Origin of the sequence: Sodaliphilus pleomorphus (assembly GCF_009676955.1) — a bacterium.
Taxonomy (GTDB): Bacteria; Bacteroidota; Bacteroidia; order Bacteroidales; family Muribaculaceae; genus Sodaliphilus; species Sodaliphilus pleomorphus.
The window spans coordinates 1,740,812-1,765,025 of sequence record NZ_CP045696.1; the positions used below are offsets into that span (position 1 = coordinate 1,740,812).

Genomic DNA, 24,214 nt, shown 5'->3' on the forward strand with positions numbered 1-24,214 from the left:
GGCCTGGCGGGTCATGCAAAGTGCACCGTGAAGGTGGAGCCCTGTCCGGGCTTCGACTTGATGCTGATGCGTGCGCCGTAGGTGTCGAGTATCTGCTTGGCCAGTGACAGCCCTATGCCGTGGCCCTCGATGCCGCGGGTGCGTGCGCCGCGGTAGAAGGGCTCAAAGATGTGCTTGAGCTCGCTGCGGTCGATGCCCATGCCGTGGTCGACGACGTGCACCGTGTTGTGGCCTATTTTTATCTCTACAGGCTTGTGGCTCGAGTATTTCTTGGCATTGCTCACGATGTTGCGCATGGCGATTTTCAGCAGGCCGTAGGGCATCATCACGGCAAAATTGCTCTCGCAGGTGATGTTGATGCCTGGGCAGCCGAAGTTTTCTCTCATGAATTGCTCTATGTCGATACGGTCGAGACTGTCGCGGTCGACCGTGTCCTGGCTGGTGAACTGCAGCAGGCTGCGCATGACGTCGATCACGCGCTCGTTTTCGGTAGCTATCTTGTTGATAGCCAGCACTAATTCCTCACGCGGGCGCTCCTTCATGAGTGCGATTTCGCACTCACCCTGTATGGCCGTGAGCGGATTGTTGATCTCGTGGGAGGCGTTGTTGACAAACATCTTCTCGCGCTGGTAGCGCATGTCGATGCGCTTCATCACCTTCACCACCCCCAGGCGGTTGACCAGCACCAGCAGCAGCAGCGAGGCGACTGTGAGCATCACTATCCACACGCGCACCACCTTCTGCACCCTGGCGCCGTAGGGGTTGGCACTCATCACCAGCACGCCGTAGGCGGCCGTCTGGTCCTGGTAGAGCAGGGCGCTGCCCACCTCTTTCCCGTACTGGAAGTGCACGGTCTCGATGTCGGGGTTGTAGAGGCTGGCGATCTCCTTGCTGTCGAGGTAGCGGTGCAGCAGCACGTTGGCCTTGCTGGTGTCGGTAAGGTTGATGAAGAGCTCCTTCGAGGTGGGTATGGTGTTTTGCAGGCGCCGCACCACGTTGGCATAGCTGGTAGTGTCGATGGTGTTTTTCTCGAAGTGCTCGATGGCCAGCAGCTCGGCCTTGTCGTCGAGGTAGTCGTAGTAGATGTCCTGGATAGAGCCCGAGGTGACGATATACACGACCACGCCCACGACAGTCATCATGAGAATGCTGATGCCACTGTAGATTAGCGAGAGTTTGCGGCTGGGTTTTATCATTTCTTTTTGCTGGTTGCATTGGGCTCGCGACACGACATCATGTAGCCCACGCCCGTGATGGTGTGGATGAGCTTGAGCTCAAAGGGGTCGTCGATCTTGTTGCGCACATAGCGCACATACACGTCGACGATGTTGGTATTGGTGTCGAAGTCCTTGTCCCACACGTCTTTCAAGAGCTGGCGGCGCGAGAGCGGCTCGTCGTGGTGCTGTATCATGTACTCGAGCAGGCGGTACTCCTTGGTGCTCAAGTCCACCGAGAGCCCCTCTCGCGTGGCTTTGCGCGTGGATGGGTCGAGGCTAAGCTGGCCGCACTTGAAGCTCACAGGGGCGCTCTCTTGCGCCCTGGGCTGCCTCATCAGGGCCTGGACGCGTGCCACGAGCTCCTTAAACTTGAAAGGCTTCACCATGTAGTCGTCGGCGCCCACCTCGAGGCCCAACACGATATCGTCGGTCGTGGCCAGGGCCGTGAGCATGAGCACAGGGGTGCTGTAGCCGTATTTCTCGCGGTACTTGCGGCACACTTCAAGCCCCGATAGCCCGGGCATGCGTATGTCGAGAATCACGAGCTTGAAGTCCTGCTCCTGGGCTTGGAGCGTGTTCCAGGCCTCGAGGCCGTTGTCGACAACGGTCACGTCGATGCCAAAGTCGGCCATGCCCACCTTGATGAAATTGGATATCGTGCTTTCGTCCTCGGCAAGGAGCACTCGGGCCTTGTTGCATTGTTCCATGATTGAGATCTTATTTATTGTAAAGTTACGATTTATGTTTCAAATTTTCCTGACGATGAGGTCAAAAAAAGATTAGAATCCTTTAATTGCCGCCCTCGCTTGCCCTTGGGTGCGGGCTTGAAAGTGAGCAATCCCCGGGTAATTAGCGTTACTCGGGGATTGCCTGCTGTGTTGTGGTATCAGATTGAAACTGTTAAAATATTAGGGAAACTATAAACTAAAAATTAGTAAAACGATAATTATTAATGAAGCACTAAATAATTGGAACCAAAATAGATGTTTATAAATGATATTAGGGGGAACTTCTTGAGTCACGCAGGGTGACCTATTGTTGAAAAAGTATAGCTTTCAGTTTTGTCTCCCAGCCAGGTCGCTACAGGTGCAACGTTGCCGCCTCGCCTCCTGGCCGGCACCTCTCTCCAGCGCTTCTTGCTGCTGGCAGGATGCCTGCGCCGGCGGCGCCCGGGGCGCCTGTGTGTATTGCTGAGATGGGGTAAATCATGAGCTGTTTAAAAAAAATAGTTGTTTAGTTAGATAGTATTGTTTTGTTGTCTTGGTTATCATATGAAACTACACCCTTTCGACTTGAAAATAAAATCGTTGAGTAGCGGTCTCGTTAATGATATCGGTTACAAAGTTATGAATTGTAACGAGAAAAACAATACTTTTTTGAGAAAATTTTTTAAAAAGATTTGTTTGTAACCAATTGCTGCTTAAAAGCTTTTAATTGTTATTTTTAGTATGCGTTTTGGTTATTGATTGAAATTGCATGAGTGCACCTTGGCGCGTGCGCGCATGGTCGCGGCAAGTTGCGCATGAAAGCGTGCGCTCGTGGCTCAGCGCAATTTTATCTGGTCGCCGGCGGCCACGTCTTGCCCCCGCTTGATGTCGTTGAGCTTCATGAGGCTCTTGAGCCTCACGCCAAACTCCTGCGACACGCTCCACAGCGACTCGCCCTTGCGCACGGTGTAGTAGTCGAAGTGCTCGGGCGTGGCCTTGGCCTTGGGCTCCACCCACACGCGGTCGCCCGTGGCGGGCACGAGGCTCTCGTCGTCGATATCGTTGAACTCGCGCAGCTTCTCGGGCTTGAGGTTGAACTCAAGGGCGATGGTCTCGTAGGTGTCGCCCTTGATGGCAATGATGTAGTGCAGGTTCCACTTGCGGTGCACGTGGTGCAGAAACTCGACCCGCTTGAGCAGGTCCTTCTGCGCCTGTTGCTCGTCGTCGAGGTCGTGGCCTATCGAGGGGTCGGGCGCGAGCTTCTTGCGCCGGGCCACGAGGGGCTGGTCGATGTCGTACTGGAAGAGGCGGTATTTCTCGATGAGGCTGATGAGCAGCGTGGCATAGCTCTGGTTCTCGGCATAGCCGCAGCTTTGCAGGCCGCGAGCCCAGCTCTTGTAGTCGGTGAGCTTGAGCTTGTAGAGGTTGCGGTAGCGGGGCTGCTGCAAGAAGCGGGCGTGGTCGACAAACGACTCCTCGGCGTTGCGGTACTGGCGGTAGCAGGTGCTGCTTGTCTCGTCGCCCACCGAGATGCTCTCGCCCTTCCAGCGGCTGTGGCACTTGATGCCAAAGTGGTTGTTGCCTGCGCGCGCCAGGTAGCTCTGCCCGGCGCCGCTCTCGAGCAGGCCCTGGGCCAGGGTGATGCTGGCAGGCACGCCATATTCCTGTGCCTGCTTGACGGCAATCTCCTTGTACTGGTCGATATAGTTGAGAAACCGCGACGAGAGTCGCTGCGCGGGTGCCGGCAGGGCGCATGTGAGGGCCAAAACGGCGCAAAATTGCAATTTTAGATTGAAATGTAAAAAATAATGGATATATTTGTACAATCGATAAATCTTAAACATAATGACAGATAAAAATATCGTTACAAAAATACAAGTTTGCTCCTATCAGGAGTTGAACGACGAGGACCACAAGCTGGTCGACCTGGCCAAGGCTGCCACGCAGAGCAGTTACACGCCCTACAGTCATTTTAACGTGGGCGCGGCCGTTTTATTGGATAACGGTGTGATGATAAAGGGCGCCAACCAGGAAAATGCCGCTTTTGCCGGCATCTGTGCCGAGCGCAGCGCCTGCTACAATGCCGGTGCCAACTATCCCGGCGTGCCCATTGTGAAGGTGGCTATTGCGGCTTTTCACAACGGCGACTTTGTGGAGGAGCCCTGCTCGCCTTGCGGCGTGTGCCGCCAGGCGCTGCTGGAGTTTGAGGTGCACTCGGGCAAGAACATGGCCGTGTTGCTTGCTGGGCGCGACAAGATCTACCGCCTGTCGAGCATCAAGTCGCTGCTGCCGCTGGGCTTTGAGGAGTTTTGAACCTGCGGGGCGCCAGAGTGCCGTGATACAAGGGCGGGGGCCGGAGCCATGTGGTGCTTCGGCCCCCGCCCTGTGTGTGTGAGTGGGAGGGTGTGTTGCACAGTGTCAACGCATGATCAGGAGCTTGCACACGCCGCCCTTGCCGGTTGATGAGTCGCTGCTCGAGCCCATGATGTAGTACACGCCGCTTTTCACGCGCTCGCCGCTGTCGTCGCGGCCGTTCCAGGTGGCCGTGCCGCCGGTCGACTTGAGCTGCCTCACGACATTGCCGCTGGCATCGGCTATCTTGACCAGGCTGTTTTCCATGAGGCCCGTGATGGTGATCTCGCCCAGGTAGTCGGGGCGCACGGGGTTGGGGTAGGCGTGGATGTCGTTGAAGTCGTACTGCGAGGGGGCGCTGTCGCTCTGGTACTCCTGCAGGCCGCCGGCAGTGGTGACGTAGACTGCGTTGGAGTTGGGGTCGCAGGCGATGTCGTAGACCTTGTTGGACAGCAGCGGGCTGTTGCTGGTGTTGAACGACTGGATGATGCTCGAGCCATCGCTGCTCACCAGGAAGAGACCCGAGGCGTCGGTGCCGAGCCACTTGCGGTTGGCCCCGTCGACGGCGATGGCGTTCACTTGCAGGCCGTCGAGCAGGTAGTCGGCCAGCGTGGTGCCGTCGTTGCGCGGCACCTTGATGTGGTTGACGGCAAAGCCTGTGGAGAAGGCTGCCGAGGGGTTGAGCGAGACCACGCCGTTGGTGGTGCCCACCCACACGGCGCCGTTGTTGTCCTCGGCCATCGAGCATATGTTGTTCCAGCTATAGGTGGTGCCGTCCTGGTCGATGAGGTTGCTGTAGGAGCGCGAGGTCACGGTCGACGAGAGGGTGCCGCCGTTGTTGATAAAAGTGAGGTTGCCGCCAAACTCGCCGTCGGCATAGAGCATGATGTCGCTCGACTTGAGCATGAGCCAGCGGGCGCGCTTGCTGCCCTGCAGGTTGGGAATGTCGACCTTGAGCCAGTCGCTGCGGGTGGTGGTGGCCTGGCTCAGCTTGTTGCTGGGCAGTACATAGACGTTGCTGCCCGGGGCGGGTCCCGTCTGGGCGGCCCACAGGTTGCCGTGGCGGTCGATGTCGATGGTGGCGTGGCAGTAGTAGTTGATGATGAGCTCCAGGGGCGAGTTGCTCCAGTTGTAGTCGTAGGCCACGGTGCGGCCTGTAATCTTGTAGATGCCGCTCCACCAGCTGCCCATCAGGTAAGAAGTCTTGTCGCCGGGCAGAAACACGGGATAGTAGGTGCCGCCGCCGTCGATGGCGGGCGAGGGGGTGACATTGGTCCATGAGTTGCCGTCGTAGGTGTTGACCGCGGTGGGCAGCCGTTGCTCGGTGATGAGGCTGTTGGTTCCGGTGCTGGTGACGTAGAGCAGGTTGTTGCGTGTGTCGTAGCGTAGCCAGTAGGGGGTGGCGGTTGTGATGGCGTCGGGCATGTAGTAGGCGGCCGTGTCGGCGGCGCTGTGCAGGCCGCGAGGCGTCACGCTCCACAGGGTGCCGTCGCCGTCGCTGCAGGCGCTGTACATGGCTGTGCCGCCGTCGACCTTCGACTGTAGCGTGCCGCTGTCGTCGAGGGTGTAGTAGAATTGCGAGCCCATGCAGTTGCCCAGGTAGCCCTGTGGCGTGCGGTGCAGGTTGTCGGTCATGTTTTCGACGATGGTGGCCGAGGCGAAGGCGAGTGTGCCGTCGGGGTTGGGCGTGACGGTGTATTCAAAGGTCCACCCGGTGAGCAGCATAAACTTGTTGTCGGCTATGGGGTAGATGCGGCCGTTGTCGTTGTCGCCAGTGCTCATCATCGAGCCCAGGGTCTCGTAGTGGGTGCCGGCCTTGCCGTAGTAGATGTTGCTGCCGGCGCTGAGCAGCACGTAGTCGCCCACCACGGCAGCCGAACTGATGCTGGTGTTGTAGATGTGCGACTCCTTCACTTCCCACTTGGTGTCGTTGTAGACGACGTAGCCAAAGGTGGTGGCCACGAAGGCCTCGCCGCCAGCCGTGAAGGTGATATCGTTGATGGCCTTGGTGCTCGTGAGCGAGGCTGCCATGATGTCGGGCAGGTTCACCACGCGGCCGTTGCTGGTGATGACGTCGATGTTGGCGTCGGCATAGGCAATCATGAGGTAGTGCTTGTAGTCGTTGTAGTAGATGCCGGTGATCGAGGCATCGTTGAGGCTGTTGATCTTGTTGAGCGACAGGTTCTCTCCGGTGCTCTTGTCGAGGCAGTAGAGGTTGTTGCTCACCAGGTAGTACACCTTGTCGCCGGTGTCGACGATATTCTGGATGCCGGTGCCCACATAGCTGGGGTGGATGCGCCACTTGCCTGCCGCTGTGGCGGTGCCCTGGGCCAGTACCAGCAGTCCCAGGAGGCATAACGAGATGAAGTGCTTTATCATAATCTTGTTGGGTTTCAAGTCGATGATTTTACTACTATATAACGCAAGACGGGCTTGCAAATTGTGTTTTGCAAGCCCATTAATGCAGTGTGTGGGGTGCTGCGCCTGTGCGGGCGTGTTGTGGCCGTCACTTGATGATCATGACCTTGGTGCAGGGTTTGGCCGGCAGGCTGGCGGCACCCTGCGCGGCATAGACGGCATAGCTGCCGGTGGGCAGGCGCTCGCCGTTGCTGTCGCAGCCGTCCCAGGTGGCCATGCCGCCGGTCGAGGTGAGCTGTTTCACAATCTTGCCGTTGGCGTCCTTGATGACCACGGTCGAGTTCTCCATGAGGCCCGTGATGGTGATGAGGCCCGTGAAGTCGGGGCGCACGGGGTTGGGGTAGGCATAGACGTTGCTGTAGCTCGAGGCGCTCTCGGTGTAGTCGGCATAGTATTGCATGATGCTGCTGGGCGTGACGATGAAGACCGAGTTGTTGCTCGTGTTGCAGCACAGGTAGTAGATTTCGTTCGACGACAGGGGGCTGTTGTCGGTAGTGAAGTGCTTGAGCACGGTCTTGCAGTCGGGGCTCACCAGGTAGATGCCCGAGCCTATGGTGCCCACCCACTTGCGGTTTTGCTTGTCGACGGCGATGGTAGTGACCTCGATGCCGCTCAGCTCGTCGAGCTGTGTCACGGTGAAGGGCTTGTCGGCGGCAAAGGCGTCGGCCGGGTTAAACATCACCAGGCCTATGGTGCTGCCATACACGACATTGCCGGTGCTGTCGGCCACGAGGGCGTGGTTGTAGGTCCAGTTGGTGAAGCTCTTGCCGTTTTGGTCGGTCAGGGCCGAGAACACGCGGTAGTCGCACTGGCCGTCGGTCACGTTGTTGTCGTTGTTTTTCCAGAACACGAGGGGCTGGTTGTAGCAGCCGTTGGTGCCCACCTTGATGTTGGAGCCCTTGGCCACGGCCAGGCTCGAGCGCTTGAAGTCGTTCACGTCGGCCAGGTGGGGGATGTTGTAGATTTTCCAGTCGCTGGCGGCAATGTTGGCGCTGTTGACCTTGGCGGCGGGCAGGACCTTGACGGTGGCGGTGGTCGACATGCTGGTGCTCATCACCCACAGGTTGCCCATGTCGTCAAATTGCAGGCAGGGCCTGCGGGCCACCCAGCCGGCCATGGCCGAGGTCGAGGTGAAGGCGTTTTTCACCACGTCGTCGACGATCTTGTAGACCAGGCCCAGGCGGGTTGTGGTCCAGTAGGTGTTGGTCTTGTCGCCAGGGGCGATGACGGCGCCATAGATGTTGCTCTTGGCAGTGCCCTGCGGGTTGTGGCTTTCCCAGGTGCTGCCGTTGTAGATGCACACCTCGGGGTAGGCGTTGTAGTAGGCCGACGAGAGCTTGTCGAGCGGGATATAGTCGGCCGTGCTGGTGAGGTAGAGCTTGCCGTTGGCCGTGTTGTAGGTCATCCAGAAGGGCACGCCCGAGATCTCGACGGCGTTGGGCTTGTAGTGGGTCGCGGGGTCGGCGCTGCTGCTCAGGCCTTGTGCCGAGGCGTTCCACATTGTGCCGTCGCCTTGCGGGTCGCAGCTGTACAGGGCCTGGCCGCCGCTCGTCTTCACGCCGTTGAGGCCCTGCGTGTCGAAGGTGTAGTAGTAGCAACTGGCGGCGTTGGTCGAGAAGAAGTTGGCAATGAAGCCGCTGGGCGTGCGTTGCACGTTGGTAGCCGTGGCGCCTACGGCCGTGTTGATGGTGAAGAAGAGCGAGCCGTCGCTGTTCTCGCTGAAGCTCACCCGGTCGAGCGAGCCGGCTTTTTTCAGGAAGAAGCTGTTGGCGTCGATGGGGATGTATTTGCCCTCGGCTATATAGGCGGTCTTGAAGTCGGCGGGGGTCATGGGGTCGTCGCTCAACGGAGCGTAGTAGAAGTTGGCATAGAGGTTGATAAACAAGAACTTACCCACCTCGGCAATGGCATGCACGGGGCGCTTCCACACGGCCGACTTGGCCACCGAGAAGTCGTTGTCGTTGAATTGCAGCCACCCGTAGAGGGTGGAGACATACATCTTGCCCGGGGCAAAGGAGACGTCGGTGATCGACTTCGACGTCACGGCCAGCACGACGTCTTTCACGGCGGGCAGGTTGAGCACCGTGCCGTCGCTCTTGATGATGTCGATGTTGGAGTCGTCGTAGGTGACCACAAGGTAGTGCTTGTCGTAGTTGTAGTAGATGCCGGTGATGAGCACGTCGTTGAGGTCGGTGGCCTTGTTGTGGTTGGTGATGACCTTGGTGGCCTTGTCAAGGCTGTAGAGGCAGTTGCTCACCAGGAAGTAGACCTTGTCGCCGGCGTCGATCACGTTTTGGGCCGCGTTGATGGCATAGCGTGGATGTATCACCCACTTGCCGGTGCCAAACTGTGCCTGCATGCACAGCGGCAGCACGAGGAGCAGTAACGCTAAAATCTTTTTTATCATGTGTCGATGTGGTTTGATTGTCATGAGTTTATTGCATTATAACGTGAAATCATACTATTAAATTGTGTGTGCCCGCCTCGGGAGTCGTCAATAACTGAGAGGTATCGTCTTCACGTTGCCCTCGACGTTGCAGAATTGCGTGGTAGCCCACTGGCCGGTGACCTCTGAGTCGAAGCGCAGGCTGTAGGTGCGCGGCTGCAGCATGGTGAGCAGTGCCTCGCCCTGGCTGTTGAGGCTGGCCGCTGGCACGCTCACGCCCTTGCGCTCTATGATTTTGAGCGTGTCGCCGCTCTTGTGCACCACCAGGTTCACGGTTTCGCCCATGTGCAGCGGCAGCCCGGGGTGGGCGAGCAGCGCGCTGCCGCCGGGCAGCGCAGTGAGCGTGATGTGGCTGCTCTCGCCGTTGCTGTGGCTCTCGGGCGTGAGGCGCATGGGCACTATCTTGGTGCTCACGGGCTGTTTGTTTTTGGGCACAAAAATCACACCCAGCAGCGCAAAAGCAATGACCAGCAAGATGGTGTAGAATTCTACCGAATTGAAGTACATGGTTCAAAGTTAGAGATTTTCTTGCAATTGAGCGTGCACTTTGGGCAAAAAAAACACTTGCTTCCTGCCCCCTTGGGCCGGCAAGAAAAAAGGCCTGGCGCCGTTGTGCGGCGTCAAGCCCTTGTGTAGTGTGAGCGCGTGCAGCGTGTTGCAGCCGGGCGATGACGGGTCAGTTGCCGGCCTGCTGTGCAGCTGCGGCGGCATCTACCCAGGCCTTCACCTCGTCGGTTGTGGTCTTGAGGCCCAGCTTGTACTTCTTGTTGATGTCGAGCAGGTCCTGGAAGAGCTTGCCGGGGCGGTCGAGGGCGCCAAGGGCCTCGACGGTGAGGTAGCCGGCCTTCTGGATGGGAGCCACCCACTGGGCAGGAATGCCGAGGGCGGTGAAAGCCTCCTCCTTGTCGCGCTTGGCCACCTTCTCGGGGCGCATCTGCGGGAAGAGCAGCACGTCTTGAATATAGCTGTGGCCCGTCATGAGCATCACCAGGCGGTCGATGCCTATGCCTATGCCGCTGGTGGGCGGCATGCCGTATTGCAGGGCGCGCAGGAAGTCGTGGTCGATGATCATGGCCTCGTCGTCGCCCTTGTCGGCCAGTTTCATCTGGTCGACGAAGCGCTGCTCCTGGTCGATGGGGTCGTTGAGCTCGCTGTAGGCGTTGGCCAGCTCCTTGCCGTTGACCATGAGCTCGAAGCGCTCGGTGAGGCCGGGCTTGCTGCGGTGCATCTTGGTGAGCGGCGACATCTCGACCGGGTAGTCGATGATGAAGGTGGGCTGGATGAATGTGCCCTCGCAGAACTCACCGAAGATCTCGTCGATGAGCTTGCCCTTGCCCATGGTCTCGTCGACCTCCATGTTGAGCTGCTTGCATATTGCGCGTATCTCGTCCTCGCTCTTGCCCTCGAGGTCGTAGCCCGTTTTCTCCTTGATGGCCTCAAGGATGGGCAGGCGGCGGTAGGGCGGCTTGAAGTCGATGGTCTTGCCGTCGATCACGCTCTGGCTCGAGCCGTTGACGGCGATGCATATTTTCTCGAGCATGCGCTCGGTGAAGCTCATCATCCAGTTGTAGTCCTTGTACTGCACATAGAGCTCGAGGCAGGTGAACTCGGGGTTGTGGTTGCGGTCCATGCCCTCGTTGCGGAAGTTCTTGCCTATCTCGTACACGCCCTCGAAGCCGCCCACGATGAGGCGCTTGAGGTAGAGCTCGGTGGCGATGCGCATGTACATGTCGATGTTGAGCGCGTTGAAGTGGGTGATGAAGGGGCGGGCGCTGGCACCGCCGGGAATGCTTTGCAGTATGGGGGTCTCGACCTCGGTGTAGCCGTTGTCGTCGAGATAGTTGCGCAAGGTCTTGAGCACGGTGGCACGCTTGAGGAAGGTGTCTTTCACGCCGTCGTTTACGATGAGGTCGACGTAGCGCTGGCGGTAGCGCAGCTCGGGGTCGTCGAAGGCGTCGTAGGTCTTGCCGTCTTTCACCTTCACGATGGGCAGGGGGCGCAGGCTCTTGCTGAGCAGCTTCAGGCTCTGGCAGTGCACCGAGATTTCGCCCGTCTGGGTGCGGAACACGTAGCCGGTGATGCCCACAAAGTCGCCTATGTCGAGCAGCTTCTTGAACAAGTCGTTGTAGAGGCTCTTGTCGTCGCCCGGGCACAGCTCGTCGCGGTTGACGTAGACCTGGATGCGGCCCTTGGAGTCTTGCAGCTCCATGAATGAGGCCTTGCCCATGATGCGGCGGTTCATGACACGGCCGGCCATGCTCACCTGCCGCTTGGGCTCCTGGTCGTCGTTGAAGTTGGCTTTCACTTCCTGGCTCCAGGCGTCGACTTTGTATTCGGCGGCGGGGTAGGGGTCGATACCCATGTCGCGCAGCTTGTGCAGGCTGTTGCGCCTCACAATCTCTTGTTCACTTAGTTCTAAAATGTTCATCTTCAGTGTATCTTCGTGTACTATATTGTATTATGGGCTGCAAAGTTACTGCAAATCGGGCGCAATGCAAAATCATAGAGCGAAATCTTGATGTGGCATTGCCGCCTGAGTCGCGCGGCTGTGTCGATGACGGCTGCTATTGCTTGTCGTCGTGGTAGATGGGGATCTCGCGGCTTATGCTCTGGTCGAGCGAGATGAGTGTCTCGGTGGCGGTCACGCCGGGGATGTGCTGTATCTTGTCGTTGAGCAACTCCATGAGGTGCTCATTGTCGTGGGCATAGAGCTTGATGAGCATCGTGTAGGGGCCGGTGGTGAAGTGGCACTCCACGATTTCCTTGATTTTCTCGAGCTCGGGCACCACGTCGCGGTACATCGAGCCGCGCTCGAGCTTGATGCCTATGTAGGTGCAGGTGGCATAGCCCAGGATCTTGGGGTTCACATGATAGCCCGAGCCGGTGATGACTTTCATGTCGATCATGCGCTGTATGCGCTGGTGTATTGCGGCACGCGACACGCCGCACTCCAGGGCGACATCCTTTGAGGGGATGCGGGCATTTTTCATAATAATTTCAAGAATTTTCTTGTCGAGGTTGTCTATTTTATCCATCTTTGGTAGAACTGTTAAACGTCTTTAGGTGCAAATGTAGTGCATTTTCTGGAAAAATGACACAAAAATGGTAAAAATCCTTGTGTTTTTATTGGTGTTGTTGTCATTTTGCTCGATTTTACCGCAAAATGGGCCACTTGAAATTTTTCAGCCTTGCCTCGAGCTCGGCCTCGCGGCCGCCCAGGTAGCTGTCGAGCAGACGGTGGAAGGCCGGGGAGTGGTCGAAGTGGGTGAGGTGGGCCAGCTCGTGGCACACGGTGAGGTCGACCAGGTCCTCGGGCAGGAACATGAGCGCCCGCGAGAGCTGTATCACGCCCTGGGTGGTGCAGTGCCCCAGCTTGCGCAGGCCGCGGCCCACCTGCCAGCCGGCCGGCTGCACGCCCAGGCGGGCGGCCACCTCGCCGGCGTGGGGCAGCAGCAGTGCCGGTGCGCGCTCGCCCATGACGACTTGCAGCGCGCCCGATATCGACCGTGTGGCGCTCTCGCTGTGGTAGTCGATGCCTCGCGGCACGCTCAGCACCACGTCGTCGCCGTCGTGCCCGAAGATGATGCGCCCTGGCAGCCGGTCTTGCTCGGCAATGGTGGCCTTGCACTTGTAGCAGGCTATCACCTGCCCGCAGTGGTAGGCGACCACCGTGTGGTTGAGCCGCTCGATGGCCTCGCGGTTGACGGTGAGGAAGCGCTTGAGCGCATCGGCCGTGGTGCCGGCTGGCACGCTCACGTGCACATGGCCGTCTTTCCAGCGGGCGATGAGCCGGCGTGCATCACGCCGCACGCCTATGTAGACGCGGCCCAGGTGCTTGTCGTCGTAGAAGTAGGTTGGCACTTGAGAGTGATGTGTTTATCGGTTATCCTTGCCCCACATGAGCTTGTGGCGCAGGGTGTGGGCAAAGTTGGTGCCCTGAAGCTGTATCACGCCGGTGGTGTGAGGAGCGCGGGCAATGCGCACGCTGGTGCCGCTCTTGAGCACCGTGCACTGGCCGTCGAGACTCACCTGGTATAGCGGGGCGCGGCTGCGGGTGGTGATGTCGAGCACGGCATCGTCGCGCACCACGATGGGGCGCATGGTGAGGGCGTGGGGCGAGATGGGCGAGAGTGCAAAGCAGCGTGTGGTGGGCTCCATGATGGGGCCGCCCACACTCAGGTTGTAGGCCGTGGAGCCTGTGGGGGTGCACACGAGCAGGCCGTCGCCCTTGAAGTGGGTGAGCGGCTGGCCGTCGATGTCGACCGTGACGTCGATCATCGACGAGGTCTCCTGGCGCACGATTGAGATCTCGTTGAGCGCATAGGGCAGCGGGGGCAGTGCCTGGGCGCTGTCGCACCCCAGCTCGAGCATCGACCGGTGCTCGATGCGGTAGGTGCCGCCCGTGAGGGCCTCGACGATGAGGGCCGTGTCCTTGACGTCGGCAGTGGTGAGGTAGCCCAAATGGCCCGAGTTGACGCCCATGATGGGGATGTCCTGGCTGCACACGGCCTGGGCGGTGCGCAAGAAGGTGCCGTCGCCGCCTATGCTCATGATGGCCTGGGCGTCGACCCCGTTTTCCAGCTCGCACTGCCGCATGGGCGGCAGGCCGGGCAGCTGCTGCCTCAGGTAGCTGTCGAAGGCCCGCTCGGCCACGAGTTGCACGCCGCGGGCTGCCAGGGCGAGCAGCAGCCGCTCGATGTGTTCCAGCATCTCGTGCTGGTAGGTGTTGCCTGAAATTGCTATTCTCATTGTATTGATGGCTACAGTTGTGCGGTGCAAAAAGCTCGTGAAAGTCCAAAATAAAGGTTAAAACCTTTTATTTCTCACTTATTCGTTTTATTTTTGCATGTATCTATCGACAAAATTACAATTATTTTGTGAAAAAAAACGCCTTGCGGCGCAAAACTGTCGTAGAAACGCTATAAACCAAAAAACGATGATCAACTTAAGTGTAAACATCAACAAGATAGCCACGTTGCGCAACGCACGCGGAGGCAATGTGCCCAACGTGGAGAATGTTGCCGTCGACTGTGAGCGCTTTGGGGCCAACGGCATCACGGTGCACCCCCGCCCCGACGAGCGGCACATACGCCGCGCCGACGTGTATGCCCTGCGCCCGCTCATACGCACCGAGTTCAATATCGAGGGCTATCCCACTGCCGACTTCATGACACTGGTGCTGCAAGTCAAGCCCACACAGGTGACGCTTGTGCCCGACGCCCCCGACGCCCTCACCTCGACCGCCGGCTGGGAGGTGGCCCCCAACATGGAGTTTCTCACGGGCATCGTGACGCGCCTGCAGGATGCGGGCATACGCACGAGCATCTTTGTGAGCACCGATGTGGAAAACATACGCCAGGCTGCCAAGACGGGCACCGACCGCGTTGAGCTCTACACCGAGCCCTATGCCCAGCTCTATCCCACCGACCCCGAGCGGGCCGTGGCCCCGTTTGTGACCGCCGCCGAGGCTGCCCACAACGCCGGGCTGGGGGTGAACGCCGGCCACGACTTGAGCCTGGAAAATCTCAAGTACTTCAAAGACCACGTGCATCACCTGCTCGAGGTGTCGATAGGGCACCAGCTCATAAGCGACGCGCTCTACCTGGGCCTGGAGCAGACCATCAAGGCCTACAAGGAGTGCCTGAAGTGAACCTGAAGATAACTCCCACGACAATTTATAATCGTACACATAAATCACAACATGACAATTCTCAACATGATTCTGGCACAGGCTGCAGGCGCTGCACAGGCAGGCACCGCCCCGGCCGTTGCCACCGAGAGCCTGTGGGACCTCACCCTTGCAGGCGGATGGCTCATGATACCGCTGGCCTTGCTGCTGGTGGTGAGCATTTACATTTTCTTTGAGCGCGTCTTCGCCATCAACCACGTGGGCAAGGAAGACAACAAAGCCTTCATGCAGCAGATACGCGACCACATCCATGCCGGCCGCATCGAGGAGGCCCAGAAGCTGTGCCAGGCCACCAACTCGCCCTATGGCCGCATGATAGCCAAGGGCGTGGCCCGCATAGGGCGCCCCATGAACGACGTGCTCGTGGCCGTCGAAAACGTGGGCAATATGGAAGTGGCCAATCTCGAGAAAGGCTTCTCGTGGCTGGCTACCACCGCCGCAGGCGCTCCCATGATAGGCTTCCTGGGCACCGTGACCGGCATGGTGCAGGCCTTCATGGCCCTGGCCAAGGCAGGCACCAGCGCCAACGTCACCATCCTGAGCCAAGGCATCTACGAGGCCCTGGTCACCACCGTGGCCGGCCTCATCGTGGGCATCGTGGCCATGTTTGCCTACAACTACCTCACCAGCCGCGTGAGCAAGGTGATGAACAAGCTCGAGCGCAGCACGATGGAATTTATGGACCTGCTCAACGAACCCGCTAAATAAAACTCTACAAGGAAATGGCATTAAAACGACAACATGAATCAATGTCGATGTTCAGCATGGCATCGATGACCGATGTCATCTTCCTGCTGCTCATCTTCTTCATGGTCACCTCCACCTTTGTGTCGCCCTCGGCGCTCGAGGTGAACCTGCCCCAAAGCAGCCAGACCACCTCGCTCAAGCCCACCTCGCGCATCTATATCGACTCGCTGCAACACATGTGGTACACCACGGCCGACTCGCTCAAGGAGAGCGAGCCGCAGCCCCTGCCCGCCGATAAGCTCGACGCCTTTCTCACGCAAGTGAAGACCGAGAGCGACCCCGCCCACCAGTTTGTGGCCGTGCATGCCGACCAGGCTGTGCCCTACGGCAAGATTGTGGAGGTGCTCGATGCAGGCTCACGGGTGGGCCTCAAGGTGGTGCTTGCCACCAAGCCCACACAGGCGAGCATCGACCGCCAGGCCGCCCAGGAAGAGGCGCAGCAGCCTGCCCCGGTACAGGGACTGCCCCAGTAGCCCCATTGCTATCTCACATTGACTCATGGAACAAAATAATAGAAGCAAAATATGGTCACTCGTCATCACATTGCTGCTCAGTGTGGCAATTGTGATGTTCCTGTTGTATGACAACCTGAGCGTGCAATATCCGCCCAAGGGCATGGAAAAGCTGGCCCAGATGGACCAGGACTCCATCTATGTCGACATGATGGCCGACGTGCCACTGGGCGGTGCCCAGGAGCTGGAGTCGGGTGAGAACATGGCAACCGTCAACAACGAGGCCGAAGACGGCCCCGCGGCCGCCAACCAGGGCCCCGACCAGCCTGCCCAGCCCCAGGCCGAGGGCGATGACCGTGAGGATGCCGGCCAGCCCTCGCCCGTGCAGCCCAGGACGATCACCAGCGCCGCGCCCTCGCCCATGAAGGTGAAAGAAACCTCCAAGCCCGTGCACCAGCCCAAGCCCGGTGCTGCCAAGCACGAAAAGCCCACTTCGCCCACGCGTGTGAAGGCCGCCACTGCCACCAAGACCACCGGCACGGCGGCCAGCTCGTCGCAGTCGAGGGCCATAGGGCAACGCATGCGCAACGCCTTCGGCAAGGGCGGCAGCAACACGGGCAGCGGCACAGGACGCTCGACGGCCTCGGGTGCCGGCGGCACCTCGGCGAGCGGTCACGGCTCGCTGGGAAGCGGGCTGGATGGCTACACCGTGGCCCACTGGGGACGCCCCCACAGCCGCTACGAGGGCACTGTGGTGGTGCGCGTGCACGTGAGCGCGCGCGGCCAGGTGACGCGGGCCGAGATTGCCGGCGGCACCATCAGCGACGCCGCAGCACGCCAGAGTTGCCTGAGCGAGTCCTACAAGTGCCGCTTCTCGGTGCCGCTCAACCGCACCACCGAGGGCATAGGCACCATCATCTGGCGATTTGTGTAGCGGCTGCTGCACGCTGCCCTGCACACATATACACACCGAAACAGGCAAGTGGCCGAAACTACCGCACAGGAGTGCCGTGAGTTTCGGCCACTTGTGCTGCGGTGCAGCAGCATGACCTGCGTTTTCCCCCTTGGCTGAAAAATCAATGTCGATAAGCATGAATTTGTCCAAGCCCCGTAGGGGGTGGCAGAGTTGCCACCCACCCGCAGCTTGCGCCCCGCCGCATCATCGATAAATATCAATATGTCAATAATACGTATGGCCATAGATGTCTATTACCGGCATTCGATTTATTTCCTCCATTCGTTGTTTGTCGTATTGAAGTCGAGAAAACCTCTTTCGATCCCATCCTTCTTCCATAGAGTAAGGCAGAATCATAAATTGGGCAAAAAGGATAATATTTTTACCCTGTACATATCTATTAAATAATTCATATGGAGTAAAAATATATGGCATTTTTCTGATATACTCTTTTACCAACTTTTCAGCATTAGGATTTTTACAATTCTCATTAAATGTGCTTCGAAATACAATGCTGTCTACCTGCCACAAGCTGTTGTAATAAACACGAGCCAATCCTGGCCAATTGCCAGGAGTGATAAAATAATTGGTCATGCTGTCGCCAAAAACGTCCAGCAGCAGTCTGAGGCTTTGAGCTTGAGCCTTTAGCCAGGCGTCTTCTGGATTGTCAGTCACAATAATTGTTTGTCCCCTCATGTTTTGATGGAGAAACCCGAGCGCACTCGATAATAGTAACAGCACTAAAACAAATTTTCTCATCTTAAATTCAAAATTTTAAGCAATGTATTTGGAATGATTGCCAATGGCACATGACCTGTAGAAAAAGCCTTATACAAACTTGGCTGAATGGCAGCAGCGCCAGTTTTATTTTTGTACAGATCTTTGGGTAAAATTCCCTGTGGGTTATTGTTGCCTCTAACTCGGTAGACTTCAATGCTCCCATTCTGCTGGTTGAAAGCAAACAAATAATAGAATAGGCTTAAAGACGTTTCCGAAATTCCCAAATAGCTATACGTGTCGATTTTATTCTTTAATTGTTGAGTGATAAAGAACACATCAACGGTAAATATGTTGTCCTGGATGACCGAAAAAAACAATGCAGTCTTATGAAAAATTGTTTCCCCGTCATAGCCTCTTTTAAAATCATAAGTTTCACTTCTTTCTTTCTTCTTATAGAGATCGTCATAAAGAATTGGCCTTATTGAATCGTTGGCTTCGTTTAGGAAGCAGACGCTATTTAAATCGTACAAATCCTTTTGAATGACTATGTCGTTTTCGTTCAAGTCCAAATCCTTTAGGATATAATCCACAGCATGATTATAGAGAACAGAATCGTTTGCGGCAGGAGTCTGGCAAAAATAAAGAACAGAAATGAATAATAATATGTAAAATCGATGGTTCATAACCCTCTATTTCTTTGGAAATTCCTTGCATAGTCTGTATTACAGATTTTATCCATTTCGATAGGCTGCTGCAATGGCTGCACGCCGGCGGCTATCGGCACTTGAGCCACAGGTTCGATCGTGTTGCCGCCCCAAGCCATAACGGCCACCGAGGCGGTGAAAATGTAAATCATTACAAGCTGGGTCTTCATATAATGGTTTGTGTTATGGCTTTGAAACAAAGGTAGTAAAAGTAATATAAAAAACAATATTTTCTGAATAATTTTTCTTGACTAAATGTGTGTGTGTTTGTCGATTTAGGGGACTGCCTTTTACAATGTGCACTGTGGCAGGGGCTACACTGCACGGTCCACTACCACCATCTGCCCATAGTGTGTCGTTCCCTGCTGGCGGGTGCAACCGCGGTTTTTTTTCTTGCGATGCAGGCGGGAAATGTGTAACTTTGCATTTCGCCCACGGCACCGGTGCGTGGCCGAAGCAATGATTACAACGACATTTTAGTAATACACTCACACACATGGAGAAATTAGTCATCAACTCGTTCGACGAGTTTGCCGCCTATCAAGGCAAGGAGCTGGGCAAGAGCGACTGGCTCGAGGTCGACCAGGACCGCATCAACAAGTTTGCCGACGCCACGCTCGACCACCAGTGGATACACGTCGACGTGGAGCGTGCCCGCGTCGAGAGCCCCTACAAGAGCACCATTGCCCACGGCTATCTCACGCTCTCGCTGCTGCCCTACCTGTGGGGCCAGATTATCGAGGTCAACAATATCGACATGCTGGTGAACTACGGCATGGACAAGATGCGCTTTGGGCAGGCTGTGGTCACGGGCAGCCGTGTGCGCCTTGTGGCCAAGTTGCACAGCATCGAGAACCTGCGCGGCATTGCCAAGACCGAGATCGACTTTGCCATCGAGATCGAGGGGCAGCGCAAGCCGGCGCTCAAGGGCATCGCCTCGTTTCTGTATTACTTCAAGAAATAGAGTTGGGATGTGACGGTTGCGTGCTGCTCGCGGTGTAGCGGCGGTGAGGTGCGCACTACGGGATATCCTCATACTCGGCGTCGGAGACTTGCTCCTCGACCACTGTGTCGCAGGCCTGCTGCTGGGCTGCTACAGTGTCGCGCCGGCCGTTGTCGACTTCTTCAAAGTCGACATACTCGCCGTCGCTCTCGCTGTACACCTTGCGCCGCCCTGTGGCGGGGTCGTAGTCGCCGGTGTCCTGGCGCCGTTGCCGGCCCTGGCGGCTGGCGTTGTCGTATTGCTGTTGCCTATAGGCTTGGCTCATGTGCTGCCGCAGCTTGCGATAGCCCAGTGCGAGGCGTATCACGGGCCATAGCAGGAGCAGGAGTATGATCAATAGCAGGAATATCCACATAGTGATGTTTTCTTTTTCAGCTTTTGAGCAGCTGTTGAGTAATGCATGATAAATGAGCAAAAACCATGCCAGCGCCGCGACTCGTGCGGCGGGTCAGTCCTGCCGGGTGCAGGCCGAGAGGATGATGTAGAAAGCGATGGTCACAGCCAGTCCGGCGATGCCGCATGTGGCCAGCGAGACCGCAAAGACCACGACCGTGAGATACTGTTTCCAGGCAGCCTTGATGCTCAGGCTGTGGAGCTTGAGCGAGAACATGCGCAGGTTGCACACCATGAGCAGCGAGAAGGCTGCGATGAGCGCGATTACGCACCACAGCGGCAGCACCTGGTGACGGGTGGCAAAGAAGCTGGTGAAGCCAATCCAGAAGATGGCATTGGCCGGGATGGCCAGCCCGGTGAACACGGTGCCCTGGTTGGGGTCGGTGTTGAAGCGGGCCAGGCGCAGGGCGCCAAATACCGGGATGAGCAGCGTGACGTAGGGCGCCCAAGCCACGTGGGGGTAGGCTTGCAGCATCATGTTGTAGAGTATGAGCGCTGGGGCCAGGCCGAAGCTCACCGAGTCGCTCAGCGAGTCGAGCTCCTTGCCCAGCGGCGATGCGGCATGCAGCAGGCGTGCCGTGAAGCCGTCGAAGAAGTCGAACACCGCAGCTGCGGCAATCCACACAAAGGCCACTTGATAGCCTTGCAGCCCCCACCACCAGGTGTCGAAGCAGTGGAATGCAGCGATGCAGGCCAGCGCACCCGAGAGCAGGTTGCAGCAGGTGACGGCGTTGGGGGTGTTGTTGCGTATTGATGTGAGTAGATTCATCACGATGGTGCTGTTATAAATGAGATAGTTGAGCATGAGCCCGCGTGAGCGCGCTCACGCGTTGTTGCGGGGCTTGAGCCGTGCCACCTGGGTGACACCGCCCACGGTCTTGTCGCCCAGTTTCACCAGGATCTCGCTGTCGAGGGGGAGAAACAGGTCGACGCGTGAGCCAAACTTGATGAAGCCCATGTGCTGCTCCACGCTCACGTGCTCGCCTGGCTCCACATAGGTGACGATGCGGCGGGCGATGGCGCCGGCGATTTGCCGCACCAGTATGTCGTCGCCGTTACGGGCCTGTATCACCACGGCCGAGCGCTCGTTCTCGGTGCTCGACTTGGGCAGGTAGGCGGCCAGGAAGCGGCCGTTGTGGTGTTTCACATATTTCACAGTGCCCTCGACGGGGACCCAGTTGGCATGCACGTTGAAGATGCTCATAAACACCGAGAGCTGGATGCAGTTGCGGTGCAAATACTCGTCTTCATACACTTCCTCGAGGGCCACGACGGTGCCGTCGACACTCGACACCACGGCATTGGCGTGGTCTCCCTTGAAATAGCGGCGCGGCGAGCGGAAGAAGTTGACCACGAGCAGGAAGAAGATGGACGAAATGACAATGAAGATGACGGGTATCACTTTCCACTCGATGAAAAGATAGGCCGGGATGTTGATGACAAGCAGGATGAATAGCAACACGAAGATGATATTCTGCCCTTCTCTATGTATCTTGTACTTCATTGTCGTGACTTTGTTACAATTTACAAAGGTAGAAATAATTTGCCTATTTCACAAAACGGGGATATATTTTGTTGCGGTCCACGCCGCGCATCACCTTGTCGTAGTCGCAGTGGTCGTAGACCAGTCGCTTGCGCGGCCTGAACTGCGGGGCGATGAGGTCGCGGTCGGGGATGTAGTATTGTGTCTTGATTCTGCCCAGGTCGAGCATTAGTTGCCCCACGTTGTCGGTCATGTAGGGGCGGTGCAGTGCCTGCTTGATGCGGGCGACCACCTGGGGGTGCAGCTGCTTGTAGCGGTCGCTGCACCATATCACAAAGGGCACCTCGTTCTGGTACATGAGTGTGCCGGGCTTGGGGTCGGTCTCGGTGTGGCGGCCCTTGGTGTCGCGGAAGTCATACACTTCCTCGCCGTGGTCGGCAAAGTAGACGACCACAGTGTTCTTGTTGCGGTACAGGTCGAATATCTTCTCCATCACAGCGTCGTTGTAGAGGGTGGCGTTGTCGTAGTAGGCAATCTTCTGCTTCTTGTCGGTGGTGAGCCACTTCTCGTTGCGGCGCACCGAGTCGGGCTTGAAGTGGTTGTCGTAGTAGCTGCCCGCCGGGTAGCGATAGTGGGGGTTGACGTGCTGCCCGTAGAGGTGGAACACGATGAGGTTGTGCTTGCCATGCAGCTTCACACGCTTGTGGAAGTCGTCGACCAGCTGGCCGTCGTAGTCGAAGCCGCCCTTGTCGCAGGCCGTGTAGGAGAGCCGCATGATCTCGGGATTGTAGACAAACTGGTTGACGGTGACCGTGAACAGCTTGTGGGGCTGCTGGGTGCGCTGTATGTCCCACATGTACACGTTGTAGCCTGCCCGCTTGAAGATGGTGGTGAAGTTGGGCTTTTCAAACCACGACTCGCCGTCGGCCACGCTGTTGAGGCAGAAGGTGTTTTTCTCAACCACCGAGGTGATGTTTTCCTGGGCAATGACATCGGTGAAGGCAAAGAGGTTGCCCCTGTTGCGCTCTCTCACCATGCAGGGCGTGGTGTTGAGCTCGTAGCCGTAGAGGCTGGCGTGGTGCTTGATATAGCTTTCGCCCAGCACGTAGATCACGGTGAGCGAGTCGCTCTCCTGCACCGTTGGGTGGGTGCGGTACACCTCGCGGGCCTGCTTCACGGCCATGCGCACGTCGTTGCCGAAGGCTCGCAGCGAGTTGATGGCGTGGGCACTCTGCGTGCCTATGTCGAGCGACGTGGTGGCAAAGCCGTTGCGCCAGCGGTACACGCGCGTCGAGTTGCTGGCCAGCAGCAGCGTGCCCCAGGCATAGATGAAGAAGCCCAGCCCCACGGTGGCGACGGTGCCGGCCACCAGGTCGGTGGCAAAGCTGTGGAAGGGCCTGCGCAGCGTCCGGTGCAGCTTGCCCTCGATGCAGTAGAGCACGATGATCACGATGGCCAGGCAGGCGTCGATGGTGTAGCTCAGCTGGCTCTCGGGGCTCCACATGTAGGTGTTGACAAACTCGCCGCTCTCCTTGCTTGTGGTCTCGACCAGCACGGTGAGCGTCTGCTGCGAGATGTTCATCTCAAAGTTGAACGAGAGAAACAGCGTGATGCCCAGCAGCAGCCAGGCCACAGCAGTGAGCAGGTACTTCACCAGGCGGCTGTGACTCTTCCACACGACCCAGGTGAGCACCCACACCAGTCCCGTCTCCACGGCCAGGCTCTTGAGCCCCATGCCCCACTGGTACCAGCGGTCGCTGCTGGGCAGCGTGAGCCAGTCGATGGGCTGCTGGGCCAGCAGCAGGAAGGTGATGATGAAAAACATCCATTCGGCCCTGAGCGGGGCGGCGATATACTGGATAAAGCGCAGAATTTTTTCCATGTGTGCACGCGTGTTTTTGAAAAACGGTGCAAAAGTACTAATTTTTTTGATATTATGTGCACTCGCCCCTTGACTCTACAAATTAGGCTTTTCAACTCCCAAAATTTTGTTCTTCCGAAAGATTAACTAATTTTGCACTTGCCACTTGACTCTACCATTTCACTCCCATGATGGAGTATTTGCGCGAGATGGATAGGTTAGGCATAAGAGTTTATTACTAAAACAGGTATGAAAAGACTGCTTGATGGGTTTTACTATGGATACTACTTGTGGTTTTCGTGGGTGACTTTTGGACACAAAATGCCAATAATCAATATTAGTAGTAGTTTGTCGTTTGATCTTGTTTGTGCCATATTTGGTGCCAGGCAAATTCTGTACATATGCTTTGGCTGGCCCCTTTGGCCTATGGGCAACTTTTTCTTATTTTCTGTTATGGTGATAAGTTGTTATTCTTTTATGGCATTTCAACCCATCTTGAGGATGCATCATAAAAGAATTGTCAAGAAGTTCTCATCCTACTCGAAGCGGCAAAACATTGTGCTGTGCACTTTGGTGATGTTTTTTAATTGTTTGTTGACATATTTTGGATTCATACACATGTTTATAATGCTTTTTTGATTGCTTACGAAAAGAGAAAAAGAATGCACATTAGAACGTTTATGATTGTTGATAATGAAGAAACTGTTGTATCTATTATATTACGGTCTATACTTGACGGTAAAATATGTTGTCAGGGAATATGATGCTGAAGCGGCTAATGGGGATATTGCGTTGATACTCACTACACTTTTGATAGCTGTGCTTCTCAGTCTCATGCGAATACTCTCATTGTTTTTTGTTTTGCCCAGTTATATTTTCAAAATTTATATTTTTCTTGTGGCGTTTGTTTCATTGTGGTTCTATCCCAAAATTATACCCGTCATGAAACGGCATCATGAAGGGGTGGTCAATGCTTTTGTCGCTTACTCGAAGTGGCAAAAAGTGGCCTTGTGTATCGTGACGAATATTGTCTGGCTACTGATTGCGTACTATGGGTGGATTAGTGT

Annotated in this window: 23 protein-coding genes; 6 read left to right on the top strand and 17 right to left on the bottom strand. The window is 56.9% G+C overall.

Annotated elements, in window-relative coordinates; genetic code table 11:
* Positions 1-11: 11 nt before the first annotated feature.
* The 3 genes from GF423_RS06955 to GF423_RS06965 all read right to left on the bottom strand — a co-directional run bounded on the left by GF423_RS06955 (position 12) and on the right by GF423_RS06965 (position 3,690).
* Positions 12-1,196 carry a sensor histidine kinase gene (locus GF423_RS06955; protein WP_154327664.1) on the bottom strand — a complete coding sequence of 395 codons (1,185 nt, stop codon included), beginning with the start codon at positions 1,194-1,196 and terminating at the stop codon, positions 12-14.
* Positions 1,193-1,924, bottom strand: coding sequence for a response regulator transcription factor (locus tag GF423_RS06960; protein ID WP_154327665.1), 732 nt, complete (start codon positions 1,922-1,924; stop codon positions 1,193-1,195). Before GF423_RS06960 ends, GF423_RS06955 begins: the two co-directional genes overlap by 4 nt.
* 836 nt (positions 1,925-2,760) lie before the next feature.
* Positions 2,761-3,690: a glucosaminidase domain-containing protein gene (locus GF423_RS06965; RefSeq protein WP_206113155.1), complete on the bottom strand. Its 930-nt coding sequence runs from the start codon at positions 3,688-3,690 to the stop codon at positions 2,761-2,763.
* A gap of 79 nt (positions 3,691-3,769) precedes the next feature.
* Between GF423_RS06965 and GF423_RS06970 the strand changes: the two genes are divergently transcribed.
* Positions 3,770-4,237, top strand: coding sequence for a cytidine deaminase (locus GF423_RS06970; protein ID WP_154327667.1), 468 nt, complete (start codon positions 3,770-3,772; stop codon positions 4,235-4,237).
* A gap of 105 nt (positions 4,238-4,342) precedes the next feature.
* On the opposite strand, the gene porZ (GF423_RS06975) is transcribed toward GF423_RS06970, so the two are convergent.
* The 7 genes from porZ (GF423_RS06975) to GF423_RS07005 form a co-directional block, all read right to left on the bottom strand.
* The gene (gene porZ, locus GF423_RS06975) at positions 4,343-6,655 is read right to left on the bottom strand and encodes a type IX secretion system anionic LPS delivery protein PorZ (protein WP_154327668.1); all 2,313 of its coding nucleotides are present in this window, start codon (positions 6,653-6,655) and stop codon (positions 4,343-4,345) included.
* A gap of 127 nt (positions 6,656-6,782) precedes the next feature.
* Complete coding sequence (gene porZ, locus GF423_RS06980; RefSeq protein WP_154327669.1) at positions 6,783-9,101, bottom strand: type IX secretion system anionic LPS delivery protein PorZ; 2,319 nt, start codon at positions 9,099-9,101, stop codon at positions 6,783-6,785.
* An 87-nt stretch (positions 9,102-9,188) separates the two neighbouring features.
* Positions 9,189-9,647, bottom strand: coding sequence for a hypothetical protein (locus tag GF423_RS06985; RefSeq protein ID WP_154327670.1), 459 nt, complete (start codon positions 9,645-9,647; stop codon positions 9,189-9,191).
* 169 nt (positions 9,648-9,816) lie between these two features.
* Positions 9,817-11,568 (bottom strand): lysine--tRNA ligase, encoded by a 1,752-nt coding sequence (gene lysS, locus GF423_RS06990; RefSeq protein WP_154327671.1) that lies wholly within the window; start codon positions 11,566-11,568, stop codon positions 9,817-9,819.
* A gap of 136 nt (positions 11,569-11,704) precedes the next feature.
* Entirely contained in the window at positions 11,705-12,175 is a 471-nt protein-coding gene (locus tag GF423_RS06995; protein WP_154327672.1) for an Lrp/AsnC family transcriptional regulator, read from the bottom strand.
* Between the two features lie 118 nt (positions 12,176-12,293).
* Positions 12,294-13,001, bottom strand: coding sequence for a M48 family metallopeptidase (locus tag GF423_RS07000; protein WP_154327673.1), 708 nt, complete (start codon positions 12,999-13,001; stop codon positions 12,294-12,296).
* Positions 13,002-13,016: 15 nt separating this feature from the next.
* A complete protein-coding gene (locus GF423_RS07005; protein ID WP_154327674.1) occupies positions 13,017-13,889 on the bottom strand; it encodes an NAD(+)/NADH kinase in 873 nt (290 codons plus the stop codon).
* Between the two features lie 187 nt (positions 13,890-14,076).
* Between GF423_RS07005 and GF423_RS07010 the strand changes: the two genes are divergently transcribed.
* From GF423_RS07010 to GF423_RS07025, 4 genes are read left to right on the top strand one after another with little or no spacing between them, the layout of a single operon-like run.
* The gene (locus tag GF423_RS07010) at positions 14,077-14,790 is read left to right on the top strand and encodes a pyridoxine 5'-phosphate synthase (RefSeq protein WP_154327675.1); all 714 of its coding nucleotides are present in this window, start codon (positions 14,077-14,079) and stop codon (positions 14,788-14,790) included.
* Positions 14,791-14,841: 51 nt separating this feature from the next.
* A complete protein-coding gene (locus GF423_RS07015; protein WP_154327676.1) occupies positions 14,842-15,537 on the top strand; it encodes a MotA/TolQ/ExbB proton channel family protein in 696 nt (231 codons plus the stop codon).
* A gap of 14 nt (positions 15,538-15,551) precedes the next feature.
* Positions 15,552-16,049, top strand: coding sequence for an ExbD/TolR family protein (locus tag GF423_RS07020; protein ID WP_154327677.1), 498 nt, complete (start codon positions 15,552-15,554; stop codon positions 16,047-16,049).
* 25 nt (positions 16,050-16,074) lie between these two features.
* Positions 16,075-16,962, top strand: coding sequence for an energy transducer TonB (locus tag GF423_RS07025; protein ID WP_154327678.1), 888 nt, complete (start codon positions 16,075-16,077; stop codon positions 16,960-16,962).
* Between the two features lie 246 nt (positions 16,963-17,208).
* Here the strand turns inward: GF423_RS07025 and GF423_RS07030 are convergent, their stop codons facing one another.
* Genes GF423_RS07030 through GF423_RS07040 form a run of 3 tightly spaced genes read right to left on the bottom strand, consistent with a single transcriptional unit; the run spans position 17,209 to position 18,577 of the window.
* The gene (locus GF423_RS07030) at positions 17,209-17,742 is read right to left on the bottom strand and encodes a hypothetical protein (protein ID WP_154327679.1); all 534 of its coding nucleotides are present in this window, start codon (positions 17,740-17,742) and stop codon (positions 17,209-17,211) included.
* A complete protein-coding gene (locus tag GF423_RS07035; RefSeq protein WP_154538316.1) occupies positions 17,739-18,386 on the bottom strand; it encodes a hypothetical protein in 648 nt (215 codons plus the stop codon). The genes GF423_RS07030 and GF423_RS07035 overlap by 4 nt, the downstream gene beginning before the upstream one ends.
* Entirely contained in the window at positions 18,383-18,577 is a 195-nt protein-coding gene (locus tag GF423_RS07040) for a hypothetical protein (RefSeq protein ID WP_154327681.1), read from the bottom strand. The genes GF423_RS07035 and GF423_RS07040 overlap by 4 nt, the downstream gene beginning before the upstream one ends.
* Positions 18,578-18,903: 326 nt before the next feature.
* Here GF423_RS07040 and GF423_RS07045 point away from each other — a divergent pair, with 326 nt between their 5' ends.
* Complete coding sequence (locus tag GF423_RS07045) at positions 18,904-19,371, top strand: MaoC family dehydratase (protein ID WP_154327682.1); 468 nt, start codon at positions 18,904-18,906, stop codon at positions 19,369-19,371.
* A 55-nt stretch (positions 19,372-19,426) separates the two neighbouring features.
* Here GF423_RS07045 and GF423_RS07050 read toward each other — a convergent pair whose 3' ends face one another.
* The 4 genes from GF423_RS07050 to GF423_RS07065 all read right to left on the bottom strand — a co-directional run bounded on the left by GF423_RS07050 (position 19,427) and on the right by GF423_RS07065 (position 23,168).
* Positions 19,427-19,765 carry a DUF4834 family protein gene (locus GF423_RS07050; protein ID WP_154327683.1) on the bottom strand — a complete coding sequence of 113 codons (339 nt, stop codon included), beginning with the start codon at positions 19,763-19,765 and terminating at the stop codon, positions 19,427-19,429.
* A 93-nt stretch (positions 19,766-19,858) separates the two neighbouring features.
* Positions 19,859-20,608, bottom strand: a complete 750-nt coding sequence (gene pssA, locus GF423_RS07055; protein WP_154327684.1) for a CDP-diacylglycerol--serine O-phosphatidyltransferase — start codon at positions 20,606-20,608, stop codon at positions 19,859-19,861.
* 18 nt (positions 20,609-20,626) lie between these two features.
* Positions 20,627-21,307 (bottom strand): phosphatidylserine decarboxylase family protein, encoded by a 681-nt coding sequence (locus GF423_RS07060; RefSeq protein ID WP_154327685.1) that lies wholly within the window; start codon positions 21,305-21,307, stop codon positions 20,627-20,629.
* Between the two features lie 43 nt (positions 21,308-21,350).
* The gene (locus GF423_RS07065) at positions 21,351-23,168 is read right to left on the bottom strand and encodes a phosphoethanolamine transferase (protein ID WP_154327686.1); all 1,818 of its coding nucleotides are present in this window, start codon (positions 23,166-23,168) and stop codon (positions 21,351-21,353) included.
* Between the last annotated feature and the right edge of the window lie 1,046 nt (positions 23,169-24,214).